A 19968-nucleotide genomic window follows, 5' to 3' on the forward strand; every position below is an offset into this window, starting at 1 on the left:
TTGTGAAGGGTGGCGGTTGTCGGTGGTGGCTTTGTGGGAAGTCTAGACCGTGGAGGCCCGGACGGGGTGACGCTAGACGCTTGCTGTGGCCGGTGCGGGTTCCGCTGCTTCCACCGGCTTCTTGACGGCCCAGCGCTTGAGGGCGATGACGGCCAGGGCGCTGACCACCATGCCTGCGACGATCGAGACAATGAACATCAGCAGGTTGCCGATGGCGAAGAAGACAAACAGGCCCCCGTGCGGTGCTTGGGAAGTTACGCCGGTAGCCATGCAAAGGGCTCCGGTGAGGGCGCCGCCCAGCATGCTGGCCGGGATGACGCGCAGCGGGTCTGCTGCTGCGAAAGGAATGGCACCTTCGGAGATGAAGGAGGCTCCCAGCAGCCAGGCTGCCTTGCCGTTCTCACGCTCGTTGAGGGTGAAGACTCTCTTGTCCAGGGCGGTAGCCAATGCCATGGCAAGCGGGGGAACCATGCCGGCAGCCATGACCGTGCCCATGATCATCCACGGAGCCTGGTTGTCTGAACTGCCGGCACTCAGGCCGGCAACTGCGAACGCGTAGGCAACCTTGTTGACCGGGCCGCCGAGGTCGAAACACATCATGAGGCCAAGAATGATGCCGAGAACAACGGCGGAGGCGCCGCTCATGCCGGTCAACCAAGTGTTCAAGGCTACTGTGAGGCCGGCGATGGGGCCGCCGAGGACCAGGAACATCAAGCCGGAGGCAACGATTGAAGCAAGCAGCGGGATGATAACCACGGGCATCAGGCCACGGAGCCAGCGCGGCACCTGCCAGGTTCCGATCAGGTGCGCGATGTAGCCGGCCAGGAGGCCGCCCACAATGCCACCAAGGAACCCTGCACCCATGAACCCTGAAACGGCGCCTGCAACGAAGCCGGGGGCGATGCCGGGCCGGTCGGCGATGGCGTAGGCGATGTAGCCGGCCAGCGCCGGGACAAGGAAGCCCATGGAGAGGGCACCAATTTTGAACAAGACCGCGCCGAGGTAGATGGTGAGTCCACCCTCGGGCAGGTTGCCGAAGTTGTTCTCGAGAACCACCTTGTCTGCGACTCCGGTGATGTCGTAGCCGCCGAGCAGGAAGCCAAGCGCAATCAGCAGGCCACCGCCGGCCACGAACGGAATCATGTAGCTCACGCCGGTCAGGAGGGCGCGCTTCAGCTTCTGGCCGATGTGCTCGCCCTTCTCCTCCTCGGCGCGCTCAGCCTGGTCTTCAGCGCCGGCATGGGGAACGCGGCGTGCCCGGGGATCGTTGGCGGCAGCGAGTGCTTCCTCGACCATCTTGGTGGGTTCGTCGATGCCGCGCTTGACGGGAGCATTGATGACCGGCTTGCCGGCGAAGCGCTCCTTGCCACGAACATCAACGTCGACGGCGAAAATTACGGCGTCAGCTGCTGCAATCACGGCCGGGTCCAGCGGCTTGGCACCGGATGACCCCTGGGTCTCCACTTGGAGGTCGACGCCCATTTCCTTGGCAGCAGCCACCAGTGAGTCGGCAGCCATGTACGTGTGCGCAATGCCGGTGGGGCAGGCTGTCACGGCCACAATGCGCTTGGGTGCGGAAGCCGCCGTCGTGCCGGCGCCAGAGCCGGAAACCGCGGCAGGTGCGGCAGCATGTGCGGGTGCGGCAGCCGGCTTATCGGCCAGTGCGCCGTCCACGAGGTCAACAATGTCCTGCTCAGTGGCCGCCGCACGCAGTGCTGCGGTGAAGTCCTTCTTGATCAGGGACCGGGCCAGCTTGGAGAGCAGCTTCAGGTGTTCCTGGTCGGCACCGTCCGGGGCTGCGATGAAGAAAATCAGGTCTGCCGGGCCGTCCTTGGCGCCGAAGTCCACCTTGTGGGACAAGCGGGCCATGGCAAGGGCCGGTTCCTGGACCGCTGCGGAACGGCAGTGCGGGATCGCGATGCCGCCGGGGACGCCGGTGGCTGTCTTCTGCTCGCGGGCGAAGGCGTCGGCGAAGAGGCCTTCAACCTCGGAAGCACGGCCGGAGGCGGCAACCTTGCCGGCCAGGACGCGGATGACGTCGGCGGGGGAGTCGCCCAGGTTTTGGTCGAGGGTGACCAATTGGGGTGTGATCAGCTGGGTCACTGTGAGTCCTTCTGGAGGGCCGTGATGGTTACGGCGTCTGGGGTTGTCTGGTGGACTGCCGGGACAGTGGAGCCTGGCAGCGAAGCAGCAGCGGCACCATGTGCCACGGCTTGACGAAGGCAGTCCTGCGCAGAGCCGCCTTGGGTTGCAGCCAGCAAGTAGCCGGCAAGTGAAGAGTCCCCGGCGCCCACCGTGCTGACGGCTTTGATGGGTGGATGAGTGGCGAGCCACGCCCCGTCCGCCGTCACCAGGATTGCTCCCTTGGACCCGAGTGTTGCGAGAACGGCACCTACACCGCTGGCGACGACGGCGGCTGCGGCTTCAGCGGCTTTGGCCGGGTCCGCTTCCAGTTCGTCAGCAGTGGAGACGTTGGTGAAGCCGGCGGCGGCAGCGAGCTCTGCGAGCTCTTCCGCGTTCGGCTTGAGGAGGTCCGGTTTCCCCGCGGCGTCGCCCACCAAGGCGGCCGCAAGGGGTGCCCCGGAGGAGTCGATGGCGATGCCGGGCGTTGCCGTTCCGTCCGCGTTCGACCGGAGCCGACGCGCGATTGTGGCGTAGAAATCCGCAGGCACTCCTGGTGGGAGCGATCCTGCCAGTACTACCCAGCTGGCGCCACGGGAGCGCTCCAGCAGCAACCCGATCAGGGCTTCCTGCTGTTCACCGCTCAGTTCCGGGCCGGGTTCGTTGATCTTGGTGGTGACACCGTCCGGTTCGGTGAGCGTGACGTTGCTGCGCAGCGCCTGGCCGATGGGAAGCGCGGCGAACGGCACGCCGCCGTCGTGCAGTCCGGAAAGGACGGGGTCCGAGTCTGCGCCCGGAAGAACTGCCACGGTGTCGAGGCCGGAGGCCACGAGCGCCCGCGAAACGTTGACGCCCTTCCCACCGGATTCCTGGTGGACGGCCACCGCACGCTGCACTTCACCGCGGGCCAGGGCGCCGGGGAGTTCCACCGTGCGGTCAAGGCTGGGGTTGGCGGTCAAGGTGACAATCATGCGATCACCACGTCGACGCCGGCATCGGCCAACGCCGCGGCGAGCTCGGGGGAGGGTTGGCTGTCTGTAATCAAGGTGTCAACATCCTTCAACGTTGCGAACTGGACCAGTGTTTCGGAGTCCAGCTTGGAAGAGTCGGCCAAGGCCACCACGCGACGGGCTGAGGTGACGAAGGCGGCCTTGACCGCGGCTTCCTCAGGATCGGGGGTGCTGAGACCGAAGGTTGCGTGGATGCCATTGGCTCCCACAAAAGCGATGTCCGGGCGAAGTTTGTAGGCGGCCTCCACTGTGGACTGCCCGACGGCGGCCTGCGTCAGTCCGCGGACACGCCCACCAAGGATCTGGAGTGCTATCCCCGGGGTGGAGGAGAGCTTGCCGGCAATGGGAATGGCGTGCGTGATGACCACAAGTTCATCGTTTCCGTTGGCCGGTGGTGTCCGCTGGGCCAGCAGGTCCGCCAGCGTTTCGGTGGTGGAGCCGGCATCGAGCAGGATGCTGCCCGTGGTGAGTTCCGGAATGAGCCCAAGGGCTGCGTTGGCAATGCGGAGTTTCTCGATCTGGCGCTGTACGGCGCGTTCAAGAATGCTTTCCTCGCGGGTGCTGAGGCGGTCCGAGGGTACGGCGCCTCCGTGGACGCGGCGCAGGTTCCCGGAAACTTCAAGGGCTGCGAGATCCCGGCGGACTGTCTCAGTGGTGATGCTGAAACGGTCGGCAAGGTCAGTGACGCTCACCCGTCCGCGCTCTGCGACGAGTGCGGAGATCAGTTGCTGGCGTTCTTCGGCGAACACTTACCCTCCATTGCGGTCAAGCCGGACATTCAAGACGGCCACTTCCGTGACTGCTGTCACAACGATGTGGAATTGCTTGACTCTATCTTTGTTTGTGTTGGCAAGTCAAGAGAAACCAACATAAACAAAGATTGAAGGGCTCACCGCTTGGGTCGCAGCAACTTCCGGGCACACAAAGGGCATGCCGTGCTCCCTGTAGCGCAGCATGCCCTTGTTCGGATCCTGACTGGGGGATTTGCCGGGATCCGGTCTGTGGTGTGCCCCCTAGGTCAAGGGAGTCAGTGGCTCGCCCTGGCCGGGCTGCGACGGAACCGCAGGTCCCGGCGTCGGGGGTTCAGGCGTGGGGTCCGGAACGGGCGGCGGCCCTGGCTCTGGCAAGGGAACGGGCTCGGGGGTAGGTCCTGGCTCGCGGGTTGGATCCGTGCCCGGACCGCGGGAGGGGCCAGGGTGGGACGGGTCCGGAGGAAATTCGCTCATGGTCAGGCGCTCCTTCGACGCGACGAATGCTGCGGCCTCAGGCTCTCCGGGACAGAGGACGGGTAGCGGCTGGAATCCCAGCCGGAACTCCGGTAGTCGATGGGCAGGTTGTCCGGATCCGGCGGATCGGGAAGCTTGCGCCTGTTGGCCGGCCTGAGCTGTGAGGCCGTGGATGAAGATTCTTTCCTCTGTGATTCCGTGTGCATGCTATCCCTCCCGGTAGCTCCAGATACGGTGTTGCGGCCGCTGATCCTCATTCCGGGATCTCCATGCGGAATCCGCAGTGGCATCCGAGGATGCGTGTGTTGATCAGTACTTCGTATATCCGCAGTTGGCCGCCGGGCTTGAGGACCAAGGGGGCCTGGATCCTGCGAAGCTCACAACTCTTGGTTTTCATGGGCTCGCCGCAGTGCAGATACTGCCCGCCAAACTGCAATACGCCCTGGTTCACGCCCGGACGGTTCAGGATCAGCGCCACGCGCTGGACCGATGCCACCTGCTGATAGGCGTACCTGCAGGCATTGCACTCGTAGGTCACTTCGACCATGTTGGGCGCAGGTGGGTAGTGCGATTGGATGGAGTTCACCAGCAGGTCTTTGTCGGTGTTGCAGCGCTGGCACCACAACGGCTCATCAGGCGGTTGGTGGGCTTCGTCTGGAACTCTGGACGCTGGCTGGGCCGGCATGGGTCTGTACCTCTGCATCGAAAAAATGCGGGACGCCCGTCTGCATGAGCTGGAAAGCCTGGGTCCTGTGATGGGGACTGTTAGCTAGATTGTGCACATAGGTGCACCGCATATGCAAGGATTTTGTAGGCATCCAAAAAGGGGTGACAAGCTGAAGCAGTACGACCGTAAACTAAGGCATGGACGAAATGAACGTTGAATTAGCGCTGCCTGATGCTGCGTCGGCGCCAGACGAAATTTCGGTGCCGGAGCAGCTGCAGGACCTGGTGATTGACAGCGAAGACGTGGGCGGGTTCCTTGGCGATCTCGCAGTCTTCTCGGCGGCAGCCGTGTCCAGGGCTGTTGGCGTGCCAGTCCATTGCGGGATCACCGTCAGCCGCCGTCGACGCACCGCAACGGTGGCCGGAAGCACCCAGGAAGCCAAGCTGATCGACGAAGTCCAGCAGGCCTACGGGGACGGACCGTGCCTGGAGGCAATGAGAAGCCATTCCACCGTGCATGTTCCTGACACCTCCATCGAGGAACGGTGGAAGGAGTACTGCACGGTGATCGCGGAACGCGGGCACCTGTCTGCACTCTGCGTGCCGCTGGAACTGGATGAAGGCGCAACTGCTGCGCTGAACTTCTTTGCTCCCCAGGCCGGTGTCTTTGATGACGCCACCATCCAAAACTGTGAACTGTACGCAAGCCAGGCGGAGCGCTCGCTGAGGTTGGCCGTGCGCATCGGGGTAAAGCAGCAGCACGCCGACGACCTCCAGGATGCCATGCAGTCCCGGACCGTCATTGACCTGGCATGCGGCATCATCATGGGGCAGAACCGCTGTACCCAGGAGGAAGCGTTCGAGATCCTCAAGAAGGCCTCCAGCACCCGGAACCAGAAGCTGCGTGAGGTCGCAGAGTCCCTGGTCACCAGTGTGGCCAAGCAGGCTCCCGTGGCCCATTTCGAGCCCTGATCCGGAGGACCGGCCGGCCTGTGGCCAGACCGTGACTTGTGACGCGCACCACTGGTGATCTACATTTTAGGTGGGTTAAGCAGATAGCCCTTGGAGCCTCATGTCACCTGGTGCCATCACGGATGGTCCAAGAACTGCACCTTTTAGCCGCGGCCGCTTTCGGCCGGCACTGACGTGCAGGCATGCTGGCTCCTTGGAGAAGTAAAAGGAGAACGGCAATGACGCTTGGATCCCTGCCCGTCCCAAAACCTGCCAGAGGGACGGATCCCGCAACCGGTGAAACCGGAGCGCGGCCCTGGTGCACAGTATGCGGCACTGATTCGTACATTTTTGTTGAAACGGTGGTTGAGGCCCAACCGAATCGGTCCGAGGTAGTAGAAGTCAGCTACACCTGCAGCGAGTGCGATACGTTCTATGCCCACGCTGTGCCGCTGGTGGCCTTGGTGCCTGAGATCCAACGGGAATTTCTTTCCACTTCCGCAGCAGGACTTTGGTTCAGCTGCACCCACTGCGGCGATCCCATGACCTTGGGACGCCCCACTGAACGGGTGATTGAGGCGCCCCGGACCACCGATGATCCGGAAAGTCCCAGCCTCCTGGAGGTCTACTTGCAGACGCAGGTGCTGCATTGCCGTTGCGGTTTCCAAATGGAGGTTCCACGCCACATTGGATGATCGCCGTCTCTGAATAACCAACAGCGGGAGGGGTGGCCATGCGTACGTTTGGTGTCGAAGAGGAACTGTTGATCGCAGATCCCGCGGACGGAATGCCGTTGGCGCTGGCCGCAGACCTCCTGGACGTTGCTGCCCCGCACTTTGATGAGGCGCAGGACGGGGACAGCGCCGGTGCAGACGGAGGCGGTGCCCATGGAAGCGGTGCCGGAAAAGCGACGCTGAAGTCGGAGTTCAAGCAGGAGCAGGTGGAAGTCAACTCGCGGCCCTGCCGAACTGCCGCCGAACTCAGGGCCGAGATCCGTGCCGGACGCGCATTGTCCGACAAAGCTGCCCGGGCCGTGGGGGCGCGAGTGGCGGCCTTGGCCACACCACCCGTTTTCCACGCCACACCCACCATGGGGAACCAGCGGTACGCGGCCATGGGGACTGAATTCGGGCTGATTTCCCGTGAGCAGCTCACCTGCGGTTTCCATGTCCACGTGTCCATCGAATCCCCGGACGAAGGAGTAGCCGTCCTGGACCGGATGCGGCACTGGCTGCCCGTGCTCCTGGCCTTGAGCGCCAATTCTCCCTTCTGGATGGGGGCCGACACAGGCTTTTCCAGTTATCGCACGCAGATTTGGAACAGATGGCCCACTGCGGGTCCCATGGATGTTTTCGGTTCCGCGGAGGGGTATCAAGCCATGCTCTCGGAGCTGCTGGGGACTGGAGTTCCGTTGGATGAGGGCATGATCTACTTCGATGCCCGGCTCTCCAAAGGGCATCCCACTGTCGAACTGCGCATAGCGGACGTGTGCCTCTATGCCGAGGACGCCCTCACCATCGCCGTGATTGCCCGGGCCTTGGTGGAGACCTCGGCGGCCGAGTGGCGGCAGGGAAAACCGGCGTCAAGCACGCTGACGCCGGTCATCCGGATGGCGAATTGGAAAGCCAGCCGCTTCGGCACCAACCACCAGTTGCTGCACCCGTTGGAACAGCGCCCCTATCCCGCTGCCGATGTTGCCGGCGCCCTGCTCCGACACGTTCGCCCGGCGCTCACAGCCACCGGTGATCTTGCCCTCGCCAGGGCAGGCGTGGCGAACATTCTCCGCCGGGGCACCGGCGAACGGCTGCAACGCCAGGCGTACAGCCAGCGTCGCCGGTTGTCCGACGTCGTATCCGCCGCCATTGCCTCCACGCACCAGGACGGCGAACGGTCCGACGCCGGGGTGCTGAGTCACTAGGGAAAGTACTGCAGGCGAAGAAGTCCGGCGGGTGAACAAGTACGGCGGGTGCGGCGGCAGCGGGCAGACAGTACGGAAGACGAACGGACACCAGGCAGACGGCACGACGGCGGCGGGTCGCCCCGGGTGCGGCGGTAACCGGCAGACAGTACGACGGCGGCGGTCGCCTCGGGTGCGGCGGCAACCGGCCGCCGTCGTAATGCCGCAGTGGAAGACGAGGGTTGAGCCCGGCAACCGGCTGCGTACAGCCGGAGCAGAACCCTGGCGTTAAGCCCGTCAGCCCTGGTTGATACGGATCATATTGCCGGATGGGTCGCGGAAGGCGCAGTCGCGCGGTCCCCAGGGCTGATCGATGGGTTCCTGGAGAACTTCGGCTCCTGACGCGCGGAGCTTCTCGAACGTAGCATCCAGGTCATCCGTGGTGAACACCAGCATGGGCATAACACCCTTGGTCAGGAGTTCCTGGATGGCATCGCCGTCGGCCTGTGAACGGCCGGCGTGCGGCGGGGAAAGCACCAGTTCAAGATCCGGCTGGGCGTCGCTGCCGATGGTGACCCAGCGCTGGCCGTCCGAGCCGACGTCGTTCCTTACGTCGAAACCCAGGGCGTCGCGGTAGAAGGCGAGCGACTCATCCACATCGTTGACGGTGACATGTGCATACTTCAATGAAATGTTCATGAATCACACGCTATTGCAGCTGTGGCGCGGGCGCTTCTTCAATCCTGCTCAGTCCATCAGGAGCCGAAACCGGCGCCGAAGCCGGAGCAGAAGTCTTGCCCCCATTTCGTTCGGGCCGCGTGTGCTGTTTGGCGATACAGGAAGGCATGGCCTTGACTGCATGGTGTTCGCGCGAGCGGTATTCGCTGGGGTTGATGCCAACGATTTCCGTGAATCGCGTGCTGAAGGAGCCCAGCGACGTACAGCCGACTTCCATGCAGGCGTCCGTGACGCTGGTGCCTGCCCGGAGCAGGGCCATGGCCCGTTCGATCCGCCGGGTCATGAGGTAGTTGTAGGGGGATTCGCCGTAGGCGGCCTTGAACTGGCGGGAGAAATGCGCGGGGGACATGAGTGCTCCGGCGGCCATGGTGGGCACATCCAGAGGACGCGCATACTCGCGGTCAATGAAGTCGCGGGCGCGCCGCAGATGAGCCAGGTTGGCCAGTTCCTGCGGAGTCATGGCGCCAGTCTACTAGGCTCATGCCCATGGATTCAGTGGTGTGGTCAAAGCCCGAAAGCCAGCGCGCGGGCACTCCGTTGCTGGTGATGATGCACGGTTATGGAACCAGCGAGCAACGCATGGTGGACCTCTTTCCGCATCTTCCCGGCGAGTTCACGTGCGCTGCACTTCGCGGTCCGAAAGTGATCGGCGATGACTACGGCTGGTTCCTGTTGGACTACTTCCTGACCAACGACTTTGCTGATGTGATTGCGTCCACCAACACGGTGTTCAACTGGATCAACTCGGTCAAGGACAATCACAGCAGCGTGAGCCTGCTGGGGTATTCGCAGGGTATGGCCATGGCCAGTACGCTCCTGCGGTTGCGGCCCCAGGCCTTCAAGGCCACGGTGGGCCTGTCCGGCTTTGTGCTGGAGAACGACCTCCTTGCCCTGAGCGAGTCCTTTGACAGCCCGCCCCCGTTCTTCTGGGGACGGGATAAGGGCGACCCCGTGATCAACGAGGACGCGATCGCCCACACTGCGGAATGGCTGGAAGCCAACGTCGCGTTGACGGCACGGACTTATCCGGGGATGGGCCACAGGATCGAACCACCGGAGCTGGTGGACGTCAGTGCGTTCCTGAAGTTCTACGTCCTGGGTTGATGTTCTTGGGATGAAGTTCCGGGTTGAAGTTCTGGGTTTGATCTCCGGATTAGACGGCATCCGGGCTCCCGAATCAATCTCTTGGTGAGATTCGCGTCACAATTTCGCATTCGACCGCACTCTATTGAATGACAAAATTGTAAGCGCTTACACTTTTGGCTGGTGACCCGGTACGGGTCGCACGCGAAGGCGTTAGGCGAGCGTGGAAAGGGCTGAGGCCGTGTTGCATGGTTAGCACTCACAGGGCGACAATCCAGGACGTGGCCGTCCTCTCCGGGTTGTCCATTTGCACGGTATCCCGGGCCCTCAGGCACCTCCCGAACGTTTCCGAACGGGAACAAGAACAGGTAGCCGGTGCTGCCGCCAAGCTGGGCTACAAGGCTTTGGCTGCAGCGTCCAGGCCGGAGGGCGGCAGGACGGGTTCAGTGGCCATCGTGGCACCCACTGCCACCTCCTGGTTCTTCGCGCAGGCCGTGGAGGCAGCTGAGGAAGTCCTTGGCGACAGCGGCTATGACACCGTACTGATCAGCCTGCGTAACCAGGACAGCGTGCGGCGGCAGTTCTTCGCAGACCTGGGAAACCTCGCGCAGAGAGTGGACGGGCTCCTCCTGCTCACCATGGACCTGGTGCCCGGCGAGGTGGCCGCGTTGGAGGCCTGCGGACTGGCGATAGCCAGCGTGGGCATGGAAAATGTTCCGTGGGACAATGTAGCTATCGATGACGAACACGCAGCCTGGCAGGCAACCCAACACCTGCTGGGGCTGGGCCATTGGGACTTGGCCGTTCTCTCGAGCAATGAACACCCGGTTGCGACGGAGACTCCGCGGTTCCGTGGCTTCAAGCGTGCACTGGATGAACACCACCTCACCGTCCACCCGGACCTTGTGGTGTGTGCGGGGCCAAGCATCGATGACGGCCGGCGGGCAATGACGGAACTCATCGCCCGCGGCGCGAGCCCCACGGCGGTGTTCGCACATTGCGACGAAGCCGCGTTCGGTGCGTTGAAGGCGCTCCGCGAATACGGTTTATCCGTGCCCAAGAACGTGTCAGTGATCGGAATGGACAACCACCCCATGAGTGGGTTCCTTGGTTTGAGCACCGTGGCGCAGCCCGTGGCAGACCAAGGCGCCTTCGCAGCGAACCTGCTGTGCGAACGACTCCTGAATACCGAAACCCCCCACCAGCCCTCCAACCATCTGCTCGATACCAAGCTCATCGAACGCAAAACCACGCGCCACAAGCGCTGAACGGATTACTGCACATGACTGATCTTCGTAATGCCTGGACAGGCGCTTCAGCACTGTTGTTCGACCTCGACGGCGTGCTGACGCCCACTGCCGTGGTGCACGAGCATGCGTGGCAGAAGCTTTTCGATGACTATCTGGCCAAAGCCGGTCACCCGCAGGGGTATCGGGAGAGTGACTACTTCGACCACATCGACGGCAAGCCACGGTTCGATGGCGTGCGTGATTTCCTGGCATCCCGTGGCATCACCTTGCCCGAAGGCCCGGTCCACGACGACCCCGCGAACCAGACCGTGCAGGGCCTGGGCAACCGCAAGAACGCCATCTTCAACGAGATCGTCAACTCCCGCGGTGTTGAACCCTACGAGGGGTCGGTCAAGTTCATCAACGCCGCAGTGGAGCTTGGATTGAAGGTGGCGGTGGTTTCGTCCTCCCGGAACGCGCCGGCTGTCTTGAAGGCCGCCGGCCTTGACCACCACTTCGAGGTGGTGGTGGACGGCCAGGTGGCTGCCGCCGTCGGACTTCCCGGTAAGCCGGACCCGGCCACGTACGTCTATGGCGCGGGGCTGCTGGGCGTGCCTGTGGAGGAATGCATTGTGGTGGAGGACGCGGTGTCCGGCGTCCAAGCCGGCGCAGGCGCCAATTTTTACGCCGTGATCGGTGTGGACCGCGGGGCGGGCCGCCAGACACTGCTCGACGCCGGCGCCACGCTGGTGGTCGACGACCTCAACGATCTTCTCTGACCCTACTTTTTCGAAGGACTGCAACCGCCCATGGCACTCATCAGCACCGATCGGCTGCGCTTCCCCTGCGAGCCCTGGAAACTCGTGGAGAATATCCACGTCCCCGGTGACGAGGGGACGCTGGAAACGCTGTTCGCGCTTGGCAACGGCCACCTTGGCATCCGCGGCTCGCATTCAACAGCGGGCGATTCCGAACTTCCCGGTACGTTCATCAACGGTTTCCACGAGATCTGGGATATCAAGCACGCCGAGAATGCCTACGGTTTTGCCCGGACCGGACAGCGGATTGTGTATGTTCCCGATGCCAACAACTTCACGGTTTCCATTGATGGCGAAGCCCTGAGCCTGGCGGAGTCTGCCGTGGTTGACTACCACCGCAGCGTCGACTTTTCCACAGGCATCTATGAAGAATCCATCACGTGGGCCTGCCGCTCGGGCGCTACCGTCACCACGGTGGAGCGACGCGCAGTCGGGTTCGATTCGCGCGGATGCCTGGGCCTGGAATTGTCTCTGACGGCTGACCGGGTGGTGTCCGCGGACATCACCTCCGGCATCGTGAACCGTCAGGACCAGCCTGTGGAGGACCACTCGGCCCACGACCCCCGACGTTCGGGCCGGCACGCCGGGCGTGTGCTGCTGCCCCTGCACCTTCAAGGTGCCGACGGCTCCTTGCGCCTCGCCTGGGAGACCTCCGAATCGCGCCAGCGCGTCGCCATGGCCGTGGACCATTGGATCTCGGCCGAAGGCCAGCCGTTCGAGACCCTGGTGGGCGAGGACGACTCATCCGTCCGCTACGTTCTGGCAATCCACGACGGCGAGACGTTCCGCTTGGAGAAAACGGTCAGTTACGTGGTGGCCGGCTCCTCGGACGCCGAAGACCGGGGCGAAAGCCTGGCAGCCGACGCCGAAGCGAACCTGGTGCCGTTCGCGGACATCCTGGCCCAGAGCAAGGCGCATTACGACGAGTACTGGACCACGGCCGACATCCTGGTCGGTGGCCAGCCCGAAATGCAGCAGGCGGTCCGCTGGGGACTCTTCCAGCTGGCACAGGCCACCGCGCGTGCGGGGGTGGCGGGCATCCCGGCGAAGGGCGTGAGCGGCTCCGGCTACGAGGGCCACTACTTCTGGGACCAGGAGATCTACCTCCTGCCCTACCTGACGTACACCAACCCCTGTGGTGCCCGGAAAGTCCTGGAATCGCGGCACGCCATGCTGCCCGATGCGCGGGTACGGGCCAAGGAACTCAGCGTGGACGGTGCTCTGTTCCCCTGGCGGACCATCAACGGCCTTGAAGCCAGCGCCTACTACGCGGCCGGAACTGCCCAGTTCCACATTGCCGCGGCGATTGCCTTTGCGGCCAACCGCTACGAATGGGCCAGCGCCGACGCCACCTTCCGCGACGAACTGGGGGCGGACCTGCTGATCGAGACAGCCCGCATGTGGGCATCGCTGGGCTTCTTCGGCAAGGACGGCATGTTCCACATCCACGGCGTCACCGGCCCGGATGAGTACACGGCCGTGGTCAATGACAACCTGTACACCAACGTGATGGCGCGCTTCAACCTCCGCGCCGCCGCTGCGTTGGAACACGAGGGCATTGCCGACACCGAGCGTTTGGTGTGGCGCCAGGCCGCGGAGCGGATGTCCCTGCCCTACGATCCGCACCTGCAGCTCCACAGCCAGGACAACGACTTCATGACACTGGAGCCGTGGGACTGGAACACCCCCAAGTCCAAGTACCCGTTGTTGCTGAACTTCCACCCGCTGGTCATCTACCGGCACCAGGTCCTCAAGCAGGCCGACACCGTACTGGCGATGTTCCTTCAGTGGCAGGACTTCTCAGCCGAGGAAAAGCAGCGCGCTTTCGACTTCTACGATCCCATCACTACAGGCGACTCCACCTTGTCCGCCTGCGTCCAGGGCATCATGGCCGCCGAGGTGGGCTACGGCGACGTCGCGCTCCAGCACTTCACCGACGCACTGTTCATCGACTTGGACAACTCGCACGGCAACACGATCGACGGCGTCCACATCGCCTCCACCGGAGGGATCTGGAGCTCCTTGGTCTGTGGTTTCGCCGGCATGCGGGACCAGGGCGAGGTGCTGCGCTTCGATCCGCGCCTTCCCGTGGAATGGGAAGGGCTGTCGTTCCGGCTGAAGGTCCAGGGACGGCTGCTGGCCGTGGACCTGGCACAGGGTTCAATCGGGCTCACGCTCGTCTCCGGACCCGGCTACAGTGACGAACCCCTGCGCATTGAGGTGCGGGAACACGTGGTCACCGTGGGCGCCGACACCGTTACTGTTCCGCTCGAAACGGTACCGGTGCCACCGCCGTCGATCTTCCCCAGCCTCTTCCCGACGGCGGGACTTCCCATCATCCGCTAAGGCACGGCCTGCGTGGGATAACTGTGAACCGGGCTCACTTCGAGGCCAGGTCCATGGTGGTCAGGCGCAGCCACAGCCAGAGCCGTTTCTGCGGATCCGCCAGGTCCAGGTTGAAGTCCTCGGCCAGGCGGGTCACGCGGTACCGGACCGTGTTGTTGTGGACATGGAGTTGTGCGGCCATGGCCGAGATGTTGCCGTTGCTCGCCAGATAGGCGCGGAGGGTGTCCAGGTAGTCTGTTTGCTGCTCGGCATCCCGTGCCTGGATCCTGGCGATCTCATCCGTGCCGTCCAGCCCGTTCTCCTCGATGAACGCCCCCACTTTGATCAGGTTCAACGGGATCTGGAAGTCCTCATAGAGGGCAACCCCCGGCGGATTCCCGGACACCCGTGCGTTCCCACTGCGCGAGTTGCCGGCACCCCGGCCCTTCCCGCTGCGGGTGTGCAGGTTCAGCAGGTGGTTCAGCGTCTGGACTGCCTCGGACCGGGATCGGGGAAGATCCTCAATGCCATCGGCGATGCCCCCTACCGTGGCGATGACCGGGTAGGAGCTGATGGTGTGCGAGTACGCCTGGATTTCCTGGATGATCCGTCCATGCACCGCCCGGGGCGAGTTCCCCTTGCCGCCCGGCAGGAGCGCATAAACCACTGAACCCAGCAAGGCGCTGTGGCCGGTGCCGAACTGGACATTGCACACCGTGGTCACCAGATGCAGGAGCCGGTGGATGTCACGGACGGATTCCAGGCTTCCGGTCTCCGGGCGGACAATCGAAAACGCTGCTACGGCCAGCCCGTTGGCAGTGTCCAGTCCCAGTTGGGCGGCGGCGAACGCGGCGTGCGGAGTGTCGTCCATGAGTGTTCGGATCAGGTCCGCGTTGCGTCGCTCCCCGAAGTCCGAAGCGGAGCGGGCATGCAGCATGTGCAAACCGGCCAGCGGCGCCATCCGGTCCAGTGCGTTAAGCGCAGCTGCCCGGTTTTCCTCGCCGGGATCGATGATCCAGATGGAACCCAGCAGCTCGCCTCCAGCCCGGACGGCGAGCGCAAGGCGGGCCATGCCGTCCTCGGGCGCCGGCACCAGCACCGCTCCCGGGGCGGCGTAGACGATCTTGAAGTCCTGGTCGAACGCCGGAGGGGTGGTCTCTTCCAAGGTGAGAGTAGTGATGCGCCGCAGCTCATCGATCGGTTGGCCCGGCAGGGTGGAGTAGCCAAGGATGCGGCCCAGCGGATCCACGATGCTGGCGGCGCCGTTGGTGATGGACGCCGCGGCGTTGGCGAAAGCGTAGAGGTCTCCCAGCCGGACCCCGGCCACTGAGTCGGCTGCGGCACCCATGACGGATGCCCTGGCCAGTGCCACCAGCCGTGTCCAGTCCGCGTCATCCGGTGCTACCAGCACGGACAGTCCATAGTCCAGGGCGGCCGAGCGGAGCTGCTCCATCTTTGCGCCGTGCGCTTTGACGATCACTGCCGCGGCGTTGCTGTTCGCTGCCCGGTGGAGGAGTTGATCGAAGTCCGGTGAGCCGTAGGTGCATCCGACGGCAAGGATGATGCGGTCATCCACGCTGGACCAGTGGTCCAGGGGGTCGTACATCAGCACGTCCGATACGGGATGGCCCAGGTTTTCCGGGGTGGGGTTGGCATTGACCAGGTCCGCTTGCATCAGCTGGATGCAATCGGAGAGCCGTACTGCCGCCTGCTGGATCCCGGGTTGCTGGGCTGCGTCCATAGCTGGACGTTATCACAGGGCTATTTGTGATCTTGTGGAGGATTTCACATATAGAGGACATGAGATCTACGTCACTATTGGGAAAGGAGCTGGGCGGTAAGCCCGGCATGAACCCAGAGGACTCCCATGAAATTCAAAGACATCAAGGCACTCGCCTCGGTGCAGGGACCGGCCCGCTCCACCGGGGAGCGCCTGGCCCGGAAATGCTACAGCGTGGAGGACATGCGGAAGCTGGCAGCCAAGCGCCTTCCCAAAAGCATCTTCGACTACATCGAAGGAGGGGGCGAGGACGAGGTTTCGCTCCGGCGCAACCGGTCCTCGTTCGATGAGTGGTCCTTCCTTCCCAAGTGGGGATCCGTGGACAACCTGGACCTCAGCTCAACGCTCTTGGGTGGACCCGTCTCCATGCCGGTGACCCTCTCGCCTACAGGCGGGACGCGCTTGTTCCACCCCCAGGGTGAGTCCGCGGCGGCCCGGGCCGCGCTCGCCGATGGCATTCCCTACGGCTTGGCCCACCTCAGCACCACCACCATGGAAAATGTCAGTGCCGCTGCGCCGGGCCTCCGCCGGTGGTTCAACCTGGAGCCCACGCCGGACAAAGCGCTGCTGCAGGCCGTCCTGGACCGCGTGTCCGCGGCCGGCTACGAAGCCCTGCTGGTCAACGTTGACTGCCGGGCCATCGGCCACAGGGAGCGGGACTACCGCAACGGGTTTACCGCACCTCCGTCCATCAAACCGAAAACCGTGGTGGAAGGAATGCTGCACCCTGCCTGGGCGCTGGGGTTCCTGGCCAACGACGCCATAGCTTTCCCCAACCTCGATGCCGACATCCCGGAGGGTCCTTTGGCCAGCTCCCCGGACATGTGGCGCACGCTGCTGGCCGGTTCCTACGAACCCACGGACTGGGACGACATCCAGGATCTGCGCGAACGCTGGAACGGGCCGATCATCCTCAAAGGCGTGGTCAATCCGAACGACGTCGCGCTGGCTGTTGCGCTGGGCATCGACGCCATCCAGGTCAGCAACCACGGCGGACGGCAACTGGACCACATGGCCACTGCGCTGGATGTCCTTCCGGACATCGTGGACAGGGCTGCCGGGCAGCTGGAAATCATCGTCGACGGCGGCATCCGCCGGGGTTCGGACGTGGTCAAGGCCCTGGCGCTGGGTGCTGATGCCTGTTCCATCGGGCGCCCCTATCTTTACGGGCTTGCGGCCGCCGGGGAAGCCGGCGTGGCCCACGTCCTGAAAATGTTCCGATCCGAAATCACCCGCACCATGATGCTCCTGGGAGTATCCACCGTTGAAGAACTGCGTACCGAAGGCCGGGACCTGATCCGGCACCGCAATGAAGCGTTCACCCGCACCCAACCAACCCCCAAGGCCGACCCCATGGGCCTTGCACACCTGAGGACTCCCTGATGACGAATGTCTCCGCACCCCGCTGCACCAAACGTGCCTTACCCGCAGTCGTTGTGACAGCAGCGATCCTGCTGGCAGTGACGGCTTGCAACCCCGCCGGCAACGCACCGGCGTCGGATTCTTCCGGCGGAACCGCAGCAGCAGGCACAGGCGTGCCCGCGCTGGAAGTGAACCAGGCCGCCGTCGAGCTCCTTCCGGAATCCATCAAGACATCCAAAGTGCTGCGCGTGGCCATCCCCACCAACGAGCAGCCAACCCAGTTCTACCGTGAAGGCACACAGGAAATGACCGGGACCAACCCGGACGTGGCCCGCCTCATTGGCCAGGCATTGGGTGTCAAGGTGGAGATCCAGGTGGCCAACTTCGACTCCATCATTCCCGGCCTGGCGGCAAACCGTTATGACATGACCGTGTCCTCCATGACCCCCACGGAGAAACGCATGGAAGTCCTGGATTTTGTCGACTACATGCAGATCGGCAGCGCGATCGCCGTACCCAAGGGCAATCCCGCAGGCATTAAGGACCAGAACGCGCTTTGCGGCATGAAGGTTGGCCTGTTGACCGGCTCCTACCAGCTGACCGTCAACGTTCCCGACTACGACGCTGCCTGTGCTGCCGCCGGCAAAGACGCCATCCAGAAGAGTGAATTCCAGGACACCCGGCAGGCGATTTCTGCGCTGGGCAGCGGACGACTGGACACTGTGCTGGCCGACTCGCCCATCCTGAACTTTGCCGCCACCCAAAATCCGCAGATCGAGATTGCCCACACCTATGAGTTCGCTCCCGTGGGGGTGGGCGTGCCGAAGGAATCCGGCCTGGTGAAATCCGTCTCCGCCGCACTGGATGCCGTGATCAAGAGCGACTCATACATCAAGGTCCTCGGGAAGTACGGGCTTGAAACCAGCGCCATCACCGAAGCCCGCGTCAACGTCGCGCAGTAGTTGAATTCGAACCCAGTAGTGAAAACTCCCAAACAAGAGGCAGTGGCTATGCAGCAGCAACCCTCAACTCCAGATACCAAGGATTCCGCAGCAGTGGTTTCCGGTGATGCGATTCCCGTGGTGCCCTTGAAACATCCGGTGCGTTTGGTCCTGGCTGTGGTCCTCGTCCTGCTGGCCTTGGGGGCCGCGTGGGACGTCGCAGTCAACCAGCGCTACAGGTGGGACGTGGTGGCCTCCTACCTGTTCGCCCCGCAGATCCTGGCCGGCGCCGGGCTGACCATCGTGCTCACTGTGGTGTCCATGACGGTGGGTATCGCCCTTGGCACGCTGCTCGCGATCATGAGGCTCTCCGACAACCCCATCCTGAGCACCATCAGCCGCGGCTACATCTGGTTTTTCCGGGGTACGCCCCTGCTGGTCCAGTTGATCTTCTGGTACAACATTGCAGCGCTCTACCCGGTGATTGCCTTCGGGCTTCCGTTCGGCGGACCGTCAGTGGTCCTCGGTTCAGCGAACGTCCTGATCTCCCCGTTGGGGGCCGCGCTCCTGGGGTTGTCCTTGAACGAGGCAGCCTACATGGCAGAAATCATCCGTGGCGGCATCGGTTCCGTGGACAAGGGACAGTACGACGCCGCCCGTGCACTGGGCATGAGCGGCGGGAAGCTCATGAGCCGGGTGATCCTGCCGCAAGCCATGCGCGTGGTGCTGCCACCCACCGGCAACCAGGTCATTTCCATGCTGAAGGGCACGTCCCTGGTGAGCGTCCTTGCGATCTCCGACCTTCTCTACTCAGCCCAGATCATCTACGCGAACAACTACCAAACCATCCCGCTGCTCATTGTTGCCAGCCTCTGGTACCTGCTCATGACCACCGTCCTGAGCTTCTTCCAAAACAAACTCGAACGCAGGTACGGGCGCGGCTTTGATGCAGCACCGCGACGGATCCGCAAGCCCAGGACAAGGACAGCATGATGACAACGGCCATGGTGGAAGCCCGGGGCGTCCGGAAGAACTTTGGTGTTATCGAAATCCTGAAAGGCATTGACCTCAGGGTTGAAAAGGGATCGGTGACCTGCCTGATCGGCCCGTCCGGTTCCGGCAAGACCACGTTCCTGCGGTGCATCAACCACCTTGAAAAAGTTGACGCCGGACGGCTTTACGTCGACGAGCACTTGGTGGGCTACACCGAGCGCAACGGGAAGCTTTACGAAATGAAGGAACGCCAGACAGCCCGCTCGAGGCTCAATGCCGGCATGGTGTTCCAGCGCTTCAACCTCTTCCCGCACATGACCGTGCTGGAGAACATCATCGAGGCACCGGTGCATGTTCTGGGCCGGCCCCGCCGTGAAGTGGTGGTGGAGGCGCAGGTGCTGCTGGACCGGGTGGGCCTGGGCAACCGCGGCCACTCCTACCCGCAGGAGCTTTCCGGCGGTCAGCAGCAGCGCATCGCGATCGCCAGGGCACTGGCCATGAAGCCCAAGCTGATGCTCTTCGACGAGCCCACCTCGGCCCTTGACCCGGAGTTGGTAGGCGAAGTCCTGGACGTGATGAAGTCCCTGGCGGAGGCCGGAATGACCATGGTGGTGGTCACGCACGAACTCGGTTTCGCCCGCCAGGTTGCCGATCAAGTGGTGTTCATGGACGGCGGCGTAGTGGTGGAAAGCGGTCCACCCGAGCAAGTCCTGGGCAGCCCCCAACACGACCGCACCAAGGCATTCCTCTCAAAAGTTCTGTAACCCCCAAACATTTGTCCAGTGTGCGTTCGGCAGCACACGTCCCCTCCGCTTAACGAAAGGCATC

At 63.5% G+C, this 19968-nt stretch carries 20 protein-coding genes; 11 read left to right on the forward strand and 9 right to left on the reverse strand.

From position 1 onward, the window contains the following. Positions 1-72: 72 nt before the first annotated feature. The 6 genes from LDN85_RS01795 to LDN85_RS01820 form a co-directional block, all read right to left on the reverse strand. The gene (locus LDN85_RS01795; protein WP_026541774.1) at positions 73-2103 is read right to left on the reverse strand and encodes a fructose-specific PTS transporter subunit EIIC; all 2031 of its coding nucleotides are present in this window, start codon (positions 2101-2103) and stop codon (positions 73-75) included. Continuing rightward, entirely contained in the window at positions 2100-3092 is a 993-nt protein-coding gene (locus LDN85_RS01800) for a 1-phosphofructokinase family hexose kinase (protein ID WP_026541775.1), read from the reverse strand. The genes LDN85_RS01795 and LDN85_RS01800 overlap by 4 nt, the downstream gene beginning before the upstream one ends. Then, a complete protein-coding gene (locus LDN85_RS01805) occupies positions 3089-3880 on the reverse strand; it encodes a DeoR/GlpR family DNA-binding transcription regulator (protein ID WP_091552603.1) in 792 nt (263 codons plus the stop codon). Before LDN85_RS01805 ends, LDN85_RS01800 begins: the two co-directional genes overlap by 4 nt. A 264-nt stretch (positions 3881-4144) precedes the next feature. Further along, a complete protein-coding gene (locus LDN85_RS01810) occupies positions 4145-4357 on the reverse strand; it encodes a hypothetical protein (RefSeq protein ID WP_223944421.1) in 213 nt (70 codons plus the stop codon). 2 nt (positions 4358-4359) lie between these two features. Beyond that, positions 4360-4563 (reverse strand): hypothetical protein, encoded by a 204-nt coding sequence (locus LDN85_RS01815; protein WP_155854619.1) that lies wholly within the window; start codon positions 4561-4563, stop codon positions 4360-4362. A 47-nt stretch (positions 4564-4610) separates the two neighbouring features. Continuing rightward, entirely contained in the window at positions 4611-5042 is a 432-nt protein-coding gene (locus LDN85_RS01820) for a hypothetical protein (protein WP_223944422.1), read from the reverse strand. Between the two features lie 179 nt (positions 5043-5221). Here LDN85_RS01820 and LDN85_RS01825 point away from each other — a divergent pair, with 179 nt between their 5' ends. The 3 genes from LDN85_RS01825 (at position 5222) to LDN85_RS01835 (ending at position 7892) form a co-directional block, all read left to right on the forward strand. Further along, positions 5222-5995 (forward strand): GAF and ANTAR domain-containing protein, encoded by a 774-nt coding sequence (locus tag LDN85_RS01825; protein WP_026541778.1) that lies wholly within the window; start codon positions 5222-5224, stop codon positions 5993-5995. 218 nt (positions 5996-6213) lie between these two features. Next, positions 6214-6669, forward strand: a complete 456-nt coding sequence (locus LDN85_RS01830) for a hypothetical protein (protein WP_026541779.1) — start codon at positions 6214-6216, stop codon at positions 6667-6669. A gap of 38 nt (positions 6670-6707) precedes the next feature. Then, a complete protein-coding gene (locus LDN85_RS01835; RefSeq protein ID WP_026547396.1) occupies positions 6708-7892 on the forward strand; it encodes a glutamate--cysteine ligase in 1185 nt (394 codons plus the stop codon). Between the two features lie 276 nt (positions 7893-8168). On the opposite strand, the gene LDN85_RS01840 is transcribed toward LDN85_RS01835, so the two are convergent. Further along, positions 8169-8570 carry a VOC family protein gene (locus LDN85_RS01840; RefSeq protein WP_011773069.1) on the reverse strand — a complete coding sequence of 134 codons (402 nt, stop codon included), beginning with the start codon at positions 8568-8570 and terminating at the stop codon, positions 8169-8171. Positions 8571-8580: 10 nt separating this feature from the next. Continuing rightward, on the reverse strand, positions 8581-9069 hold the full coding sequence (locus LDN85_RS01845) for a helix-turn-helix transcriptional regulator (protein WP_223944423.1): 489 nt from the start codon (positions 9067-9069) through the stop codon (positions 8581-8583). A gap of 26 nt (positions 9070-9095) precedes the next feature. Here LDN85_RS01845 and LDN85_RS01850 point away from each other — a divergent pair, with 26 nt between their 5' ends. The 4 genes from LDN85_RS01850 to LDN85_RS01865 all read left to right on the forward strand — a co-directional run bounded on the left by LDN85_RS01850 (position 9096) and on the right by LDN85_RS01865 (position 14085). After that, positions 9096-9713 carry a phospholipase gene (locus LDN85_RS01850; RefSeq protein ID WP_026547397.1) on the forward strand — a complete coding sequence of 206 codons (618 nt, stop codon included), beginning with the start codon at positions 9096-9098 and terminating at the stop codon, positions 9711-9713. A gap of 227 nt (positions 9714-9940) precedes the next feature. After that, positions 9941-10960, forward strand: a complete 1020-nt coding sequence (locus LDN85_RS01855) for a LacI family DNA-binding transcriptional regulator (protein WP_223944424.1) — start codon at positions 9941-9943, stop codon at positions 10958-10960. Positions 10961-10974: 14 nt separating this feature from the next. Next, a complete protein-coding gene (locus LDN85_RS01860) occupies positions 10975-11700 on the forward strand; it encodes an HAD-IA family hydrolase (RefSeq protein ID WP_223944425.1) in 726 nt (241 codons plus the stop codon). A gap of 30 nt (positions 11701-11730) precedes the next feature. Next, complete coding sequence (locus LDN85_RS01865; protein ID WP_223944426.1) at positions 11731-14085, forward strand: glycosyl hydrolase family 65 protein; 2355 nt, start codon at positions 11731-11733, stop codon at positions 14083-14085. A 34-nt stretch (positions 14086-14119) separates the two neighbouring features. Here the strand turns inward: LDN85_RS01865 and LDN85_RS01870 are convergent, their stop codons facing one another. Continuing rightward, positions 14120-15805, reverse strand: coding sequence for a helix-turn-helix domain-containing protein (locus LDN85_RS01870; protein WP_091552611.1), 1686 nt, complete (start codon positions 15803-15805; stop codon positions 14120-14122). Positions 15806-15931: 126 nt separating this feature from the next. Here LDN85_RS01870 and LDN85_RS01875 point away from each other — a divergent pair, with 126 nt between their 5' ends. From LDN85_RS01875 to LDN85_RS01890, 4 genes are read left to right on the forward strand one after another with little or no spacing between them, the layout of a single operon-like run. Further along, positions 15932-17227, forward strand: a complete 1296-nt coding sequence (locus LDN85_RS01875; protein WP_026542149.1) for an alpha-hydroxy acid oxidase — start codon at positions 15932-15934, stop codon at positions 17225-17227. After that, positions 17227-18168, forward strand: coding sequence for a transporter substrate-binding domain-containing protein (locus LDN85_RS01880; protein ID WP_223944427.1), 942 nt, complete (start codon positions 17227-17229; stop codon positions 18166-18168). The genes LDN85_RS01875 and LDN85_RS01880 overlap by 1 nt, the downstream gene beginning before the upstream one ends. A gap of 48 nt (positions 18169-18216) precedes the next feature. Next, entirely contained in the window at positions 18217-19140 is a 924-nt protein-coding gene (locus LDN85_RS01885) for an amino acid ABC transporter permease (RefSeq protein ID WP_035761107.1), read from the forward strand. Next, positions 19140-19904: an amino acid ABC transporter ATP-binding protein gene (locus LDN85_RS01890; RefSeq protein ID WP_026542147.1), complete on the forward strand. Its 765-nt coding sequence runs from the start codon at positions 19140-19142 to the stop codon at positions 19902-19904. The genes LDN85_RS01885 and LDN85_RS01890 overlap by 1 nt, the downstream gene beginning before the upstream one ends. Positions 19905-19968: the final 64 nt, after the last annotated feature.

The sequence above is a fragment of the Arthrobacter sp. StoSoilB20 genome (genome assembly GCF_019977295.1).
GTDB lineage: Bacteria > Actinomycetota > Actinomycetes > Actinomycetales > Micrococcaceae > Arthrobacter > Arthrobacter nicotinovorans_A.

What these genes read in the sequence shown, in the direction of transcription:
- LDN85_RS01870 (WP_091552611.1), bottom strand. Translation starts at nt 15,805, where the DNA reads ATGGACGCAGCCCAGCAACCCGGGATCCAGCAGGCGGCAGTACGGCTC.
- LDN85_RS01850 (WP_026547397.1), top strand. Translation starts at nt 9,096, where the DNA reads ATGGATTCAGTGGTGTGGTCAAAGCCCGAAAGCCAGCGCGCGGGCACT.
- LDN85_RS01875 (WP_026542149.1), top strand. Translation starts at nt 15,932, where the DNA reads ATGAAATTCAAAGACATCAAGGCACTCGCCTCGGTGCAGGGACCGGCC.
- LDN85_RS01820 (WP_223944422.1), bottom strand. Translation starts at nt 5,042, where the DNA reads ATGCCGGCCCAGCCAGCGTCCAGAGTTCCAGACGAAGCCCACCAACCG.
- LDN85_RS01835 (WP_026547396.1), top strand. Translation starts at nt 6,708, where the DNA reads ATGCGTACGTTTGGTGTCGAAGAGGAACTGTTGATCGCAGATCCCGCG.
- LDN85_RS01810 (WP_223944421.1), bottom strand. Translation starts at nt 4,357, where the DNA reads ATGAGCGAATTTCCTCCGGACCCGTCCCACCCTGGCCCCTCCCGCGGT.
- LDN85_RS01800 (WP_026541775.1), bottom strand. Translation starts at nt 3,092, where the DNA reads ATGATTGTCACCTTGACCGCCAACCCCAGCCTTGACCGCACGGTGGAA.
- LDN85_RS01880 (WP_223944427.1), top strand. Translation starts at nt 17,227, where the DNA reads ATGACGAATGTCTCCGCACCCCGCTGCACCAAACGTGCCTTACCCGCA.
- LDN85_RS01815 (WP_155854619.1), bottom strand. Translation starts at nt 4,563, where the DNA reads ATGCACACGGAATCACAGAGGAAAGAATCTTCATCCACGGCCTCACAG.
- LDN85_RS01830 (WP_026541779.1), top strand. Translation starts at nt 6,214, where the DNA reads ATGACGCTTGGATCCCTGCCCGTCCCAAAACCTGCCAGAGGGACGGAT.
- LDN85_RS01855 (WP_223944424.1), top strand. Translation starts at nt 9,941, where the DNA reads ATGGTTAGCACTCACAGGGCGACAATCCAGGACGTGGCCGTCCTCTCC.
- LDN85_RS01865 (WP_223944426.1), top strand. Translation starts at nt 11,731, where the DNA reads ATGGCACTCATCAGCACCGATCGGCTGCGCTTCCCCTGCGAGCCCTGG.
- LDN85_RS01890 (WP_026542147.1), top strand. Translation starts at nt 19,140, where the DNA reads ATGACAACGGCCATGGTGGAAGCCCGGGGCGTCCGGAAGAACTTTGGT.
- LDN85_RS01840 (WP_011773069.1), bottom strand. Translation starts at nt 8,570, where the DNA reads ATGAACATTTCATTGAAGTATGCACATGTCACCGTCAACGATGTGGAT.
- LDN85_RS01845 (WP_223944423.1), bottom strand. Translation starts at nt 9,069, where the DNA reads ATGACTCCGCAGGAACTGGCCAACCTGGCTCATCTGCGGCGCGCCCGC.
- LDN85_RS01825 (WP_026541778.1), top strand. Translation starts at nt 5,222, where the DNA reads ATGGACGAAATGAACGTTGAATTAGCGCTGCCTGATGCTGCGTCGGCG.
- LDN85_RS01860 (WP_223944425.1), top strand. Translation starts at nt 10,975, where the DNA reads ATGACTGATCTTCGTAATGCCTGGACAGGCGCTTCAGCACTGTTGTTC.
- LDN85_RS01885 (WP_035761107.1), top strand. Translation starts at nt 18,217, where the DNA reads ATGCAGCAGCAACCCTCAACTCCAGATACCAAGGATTCCGCAGCAGTG.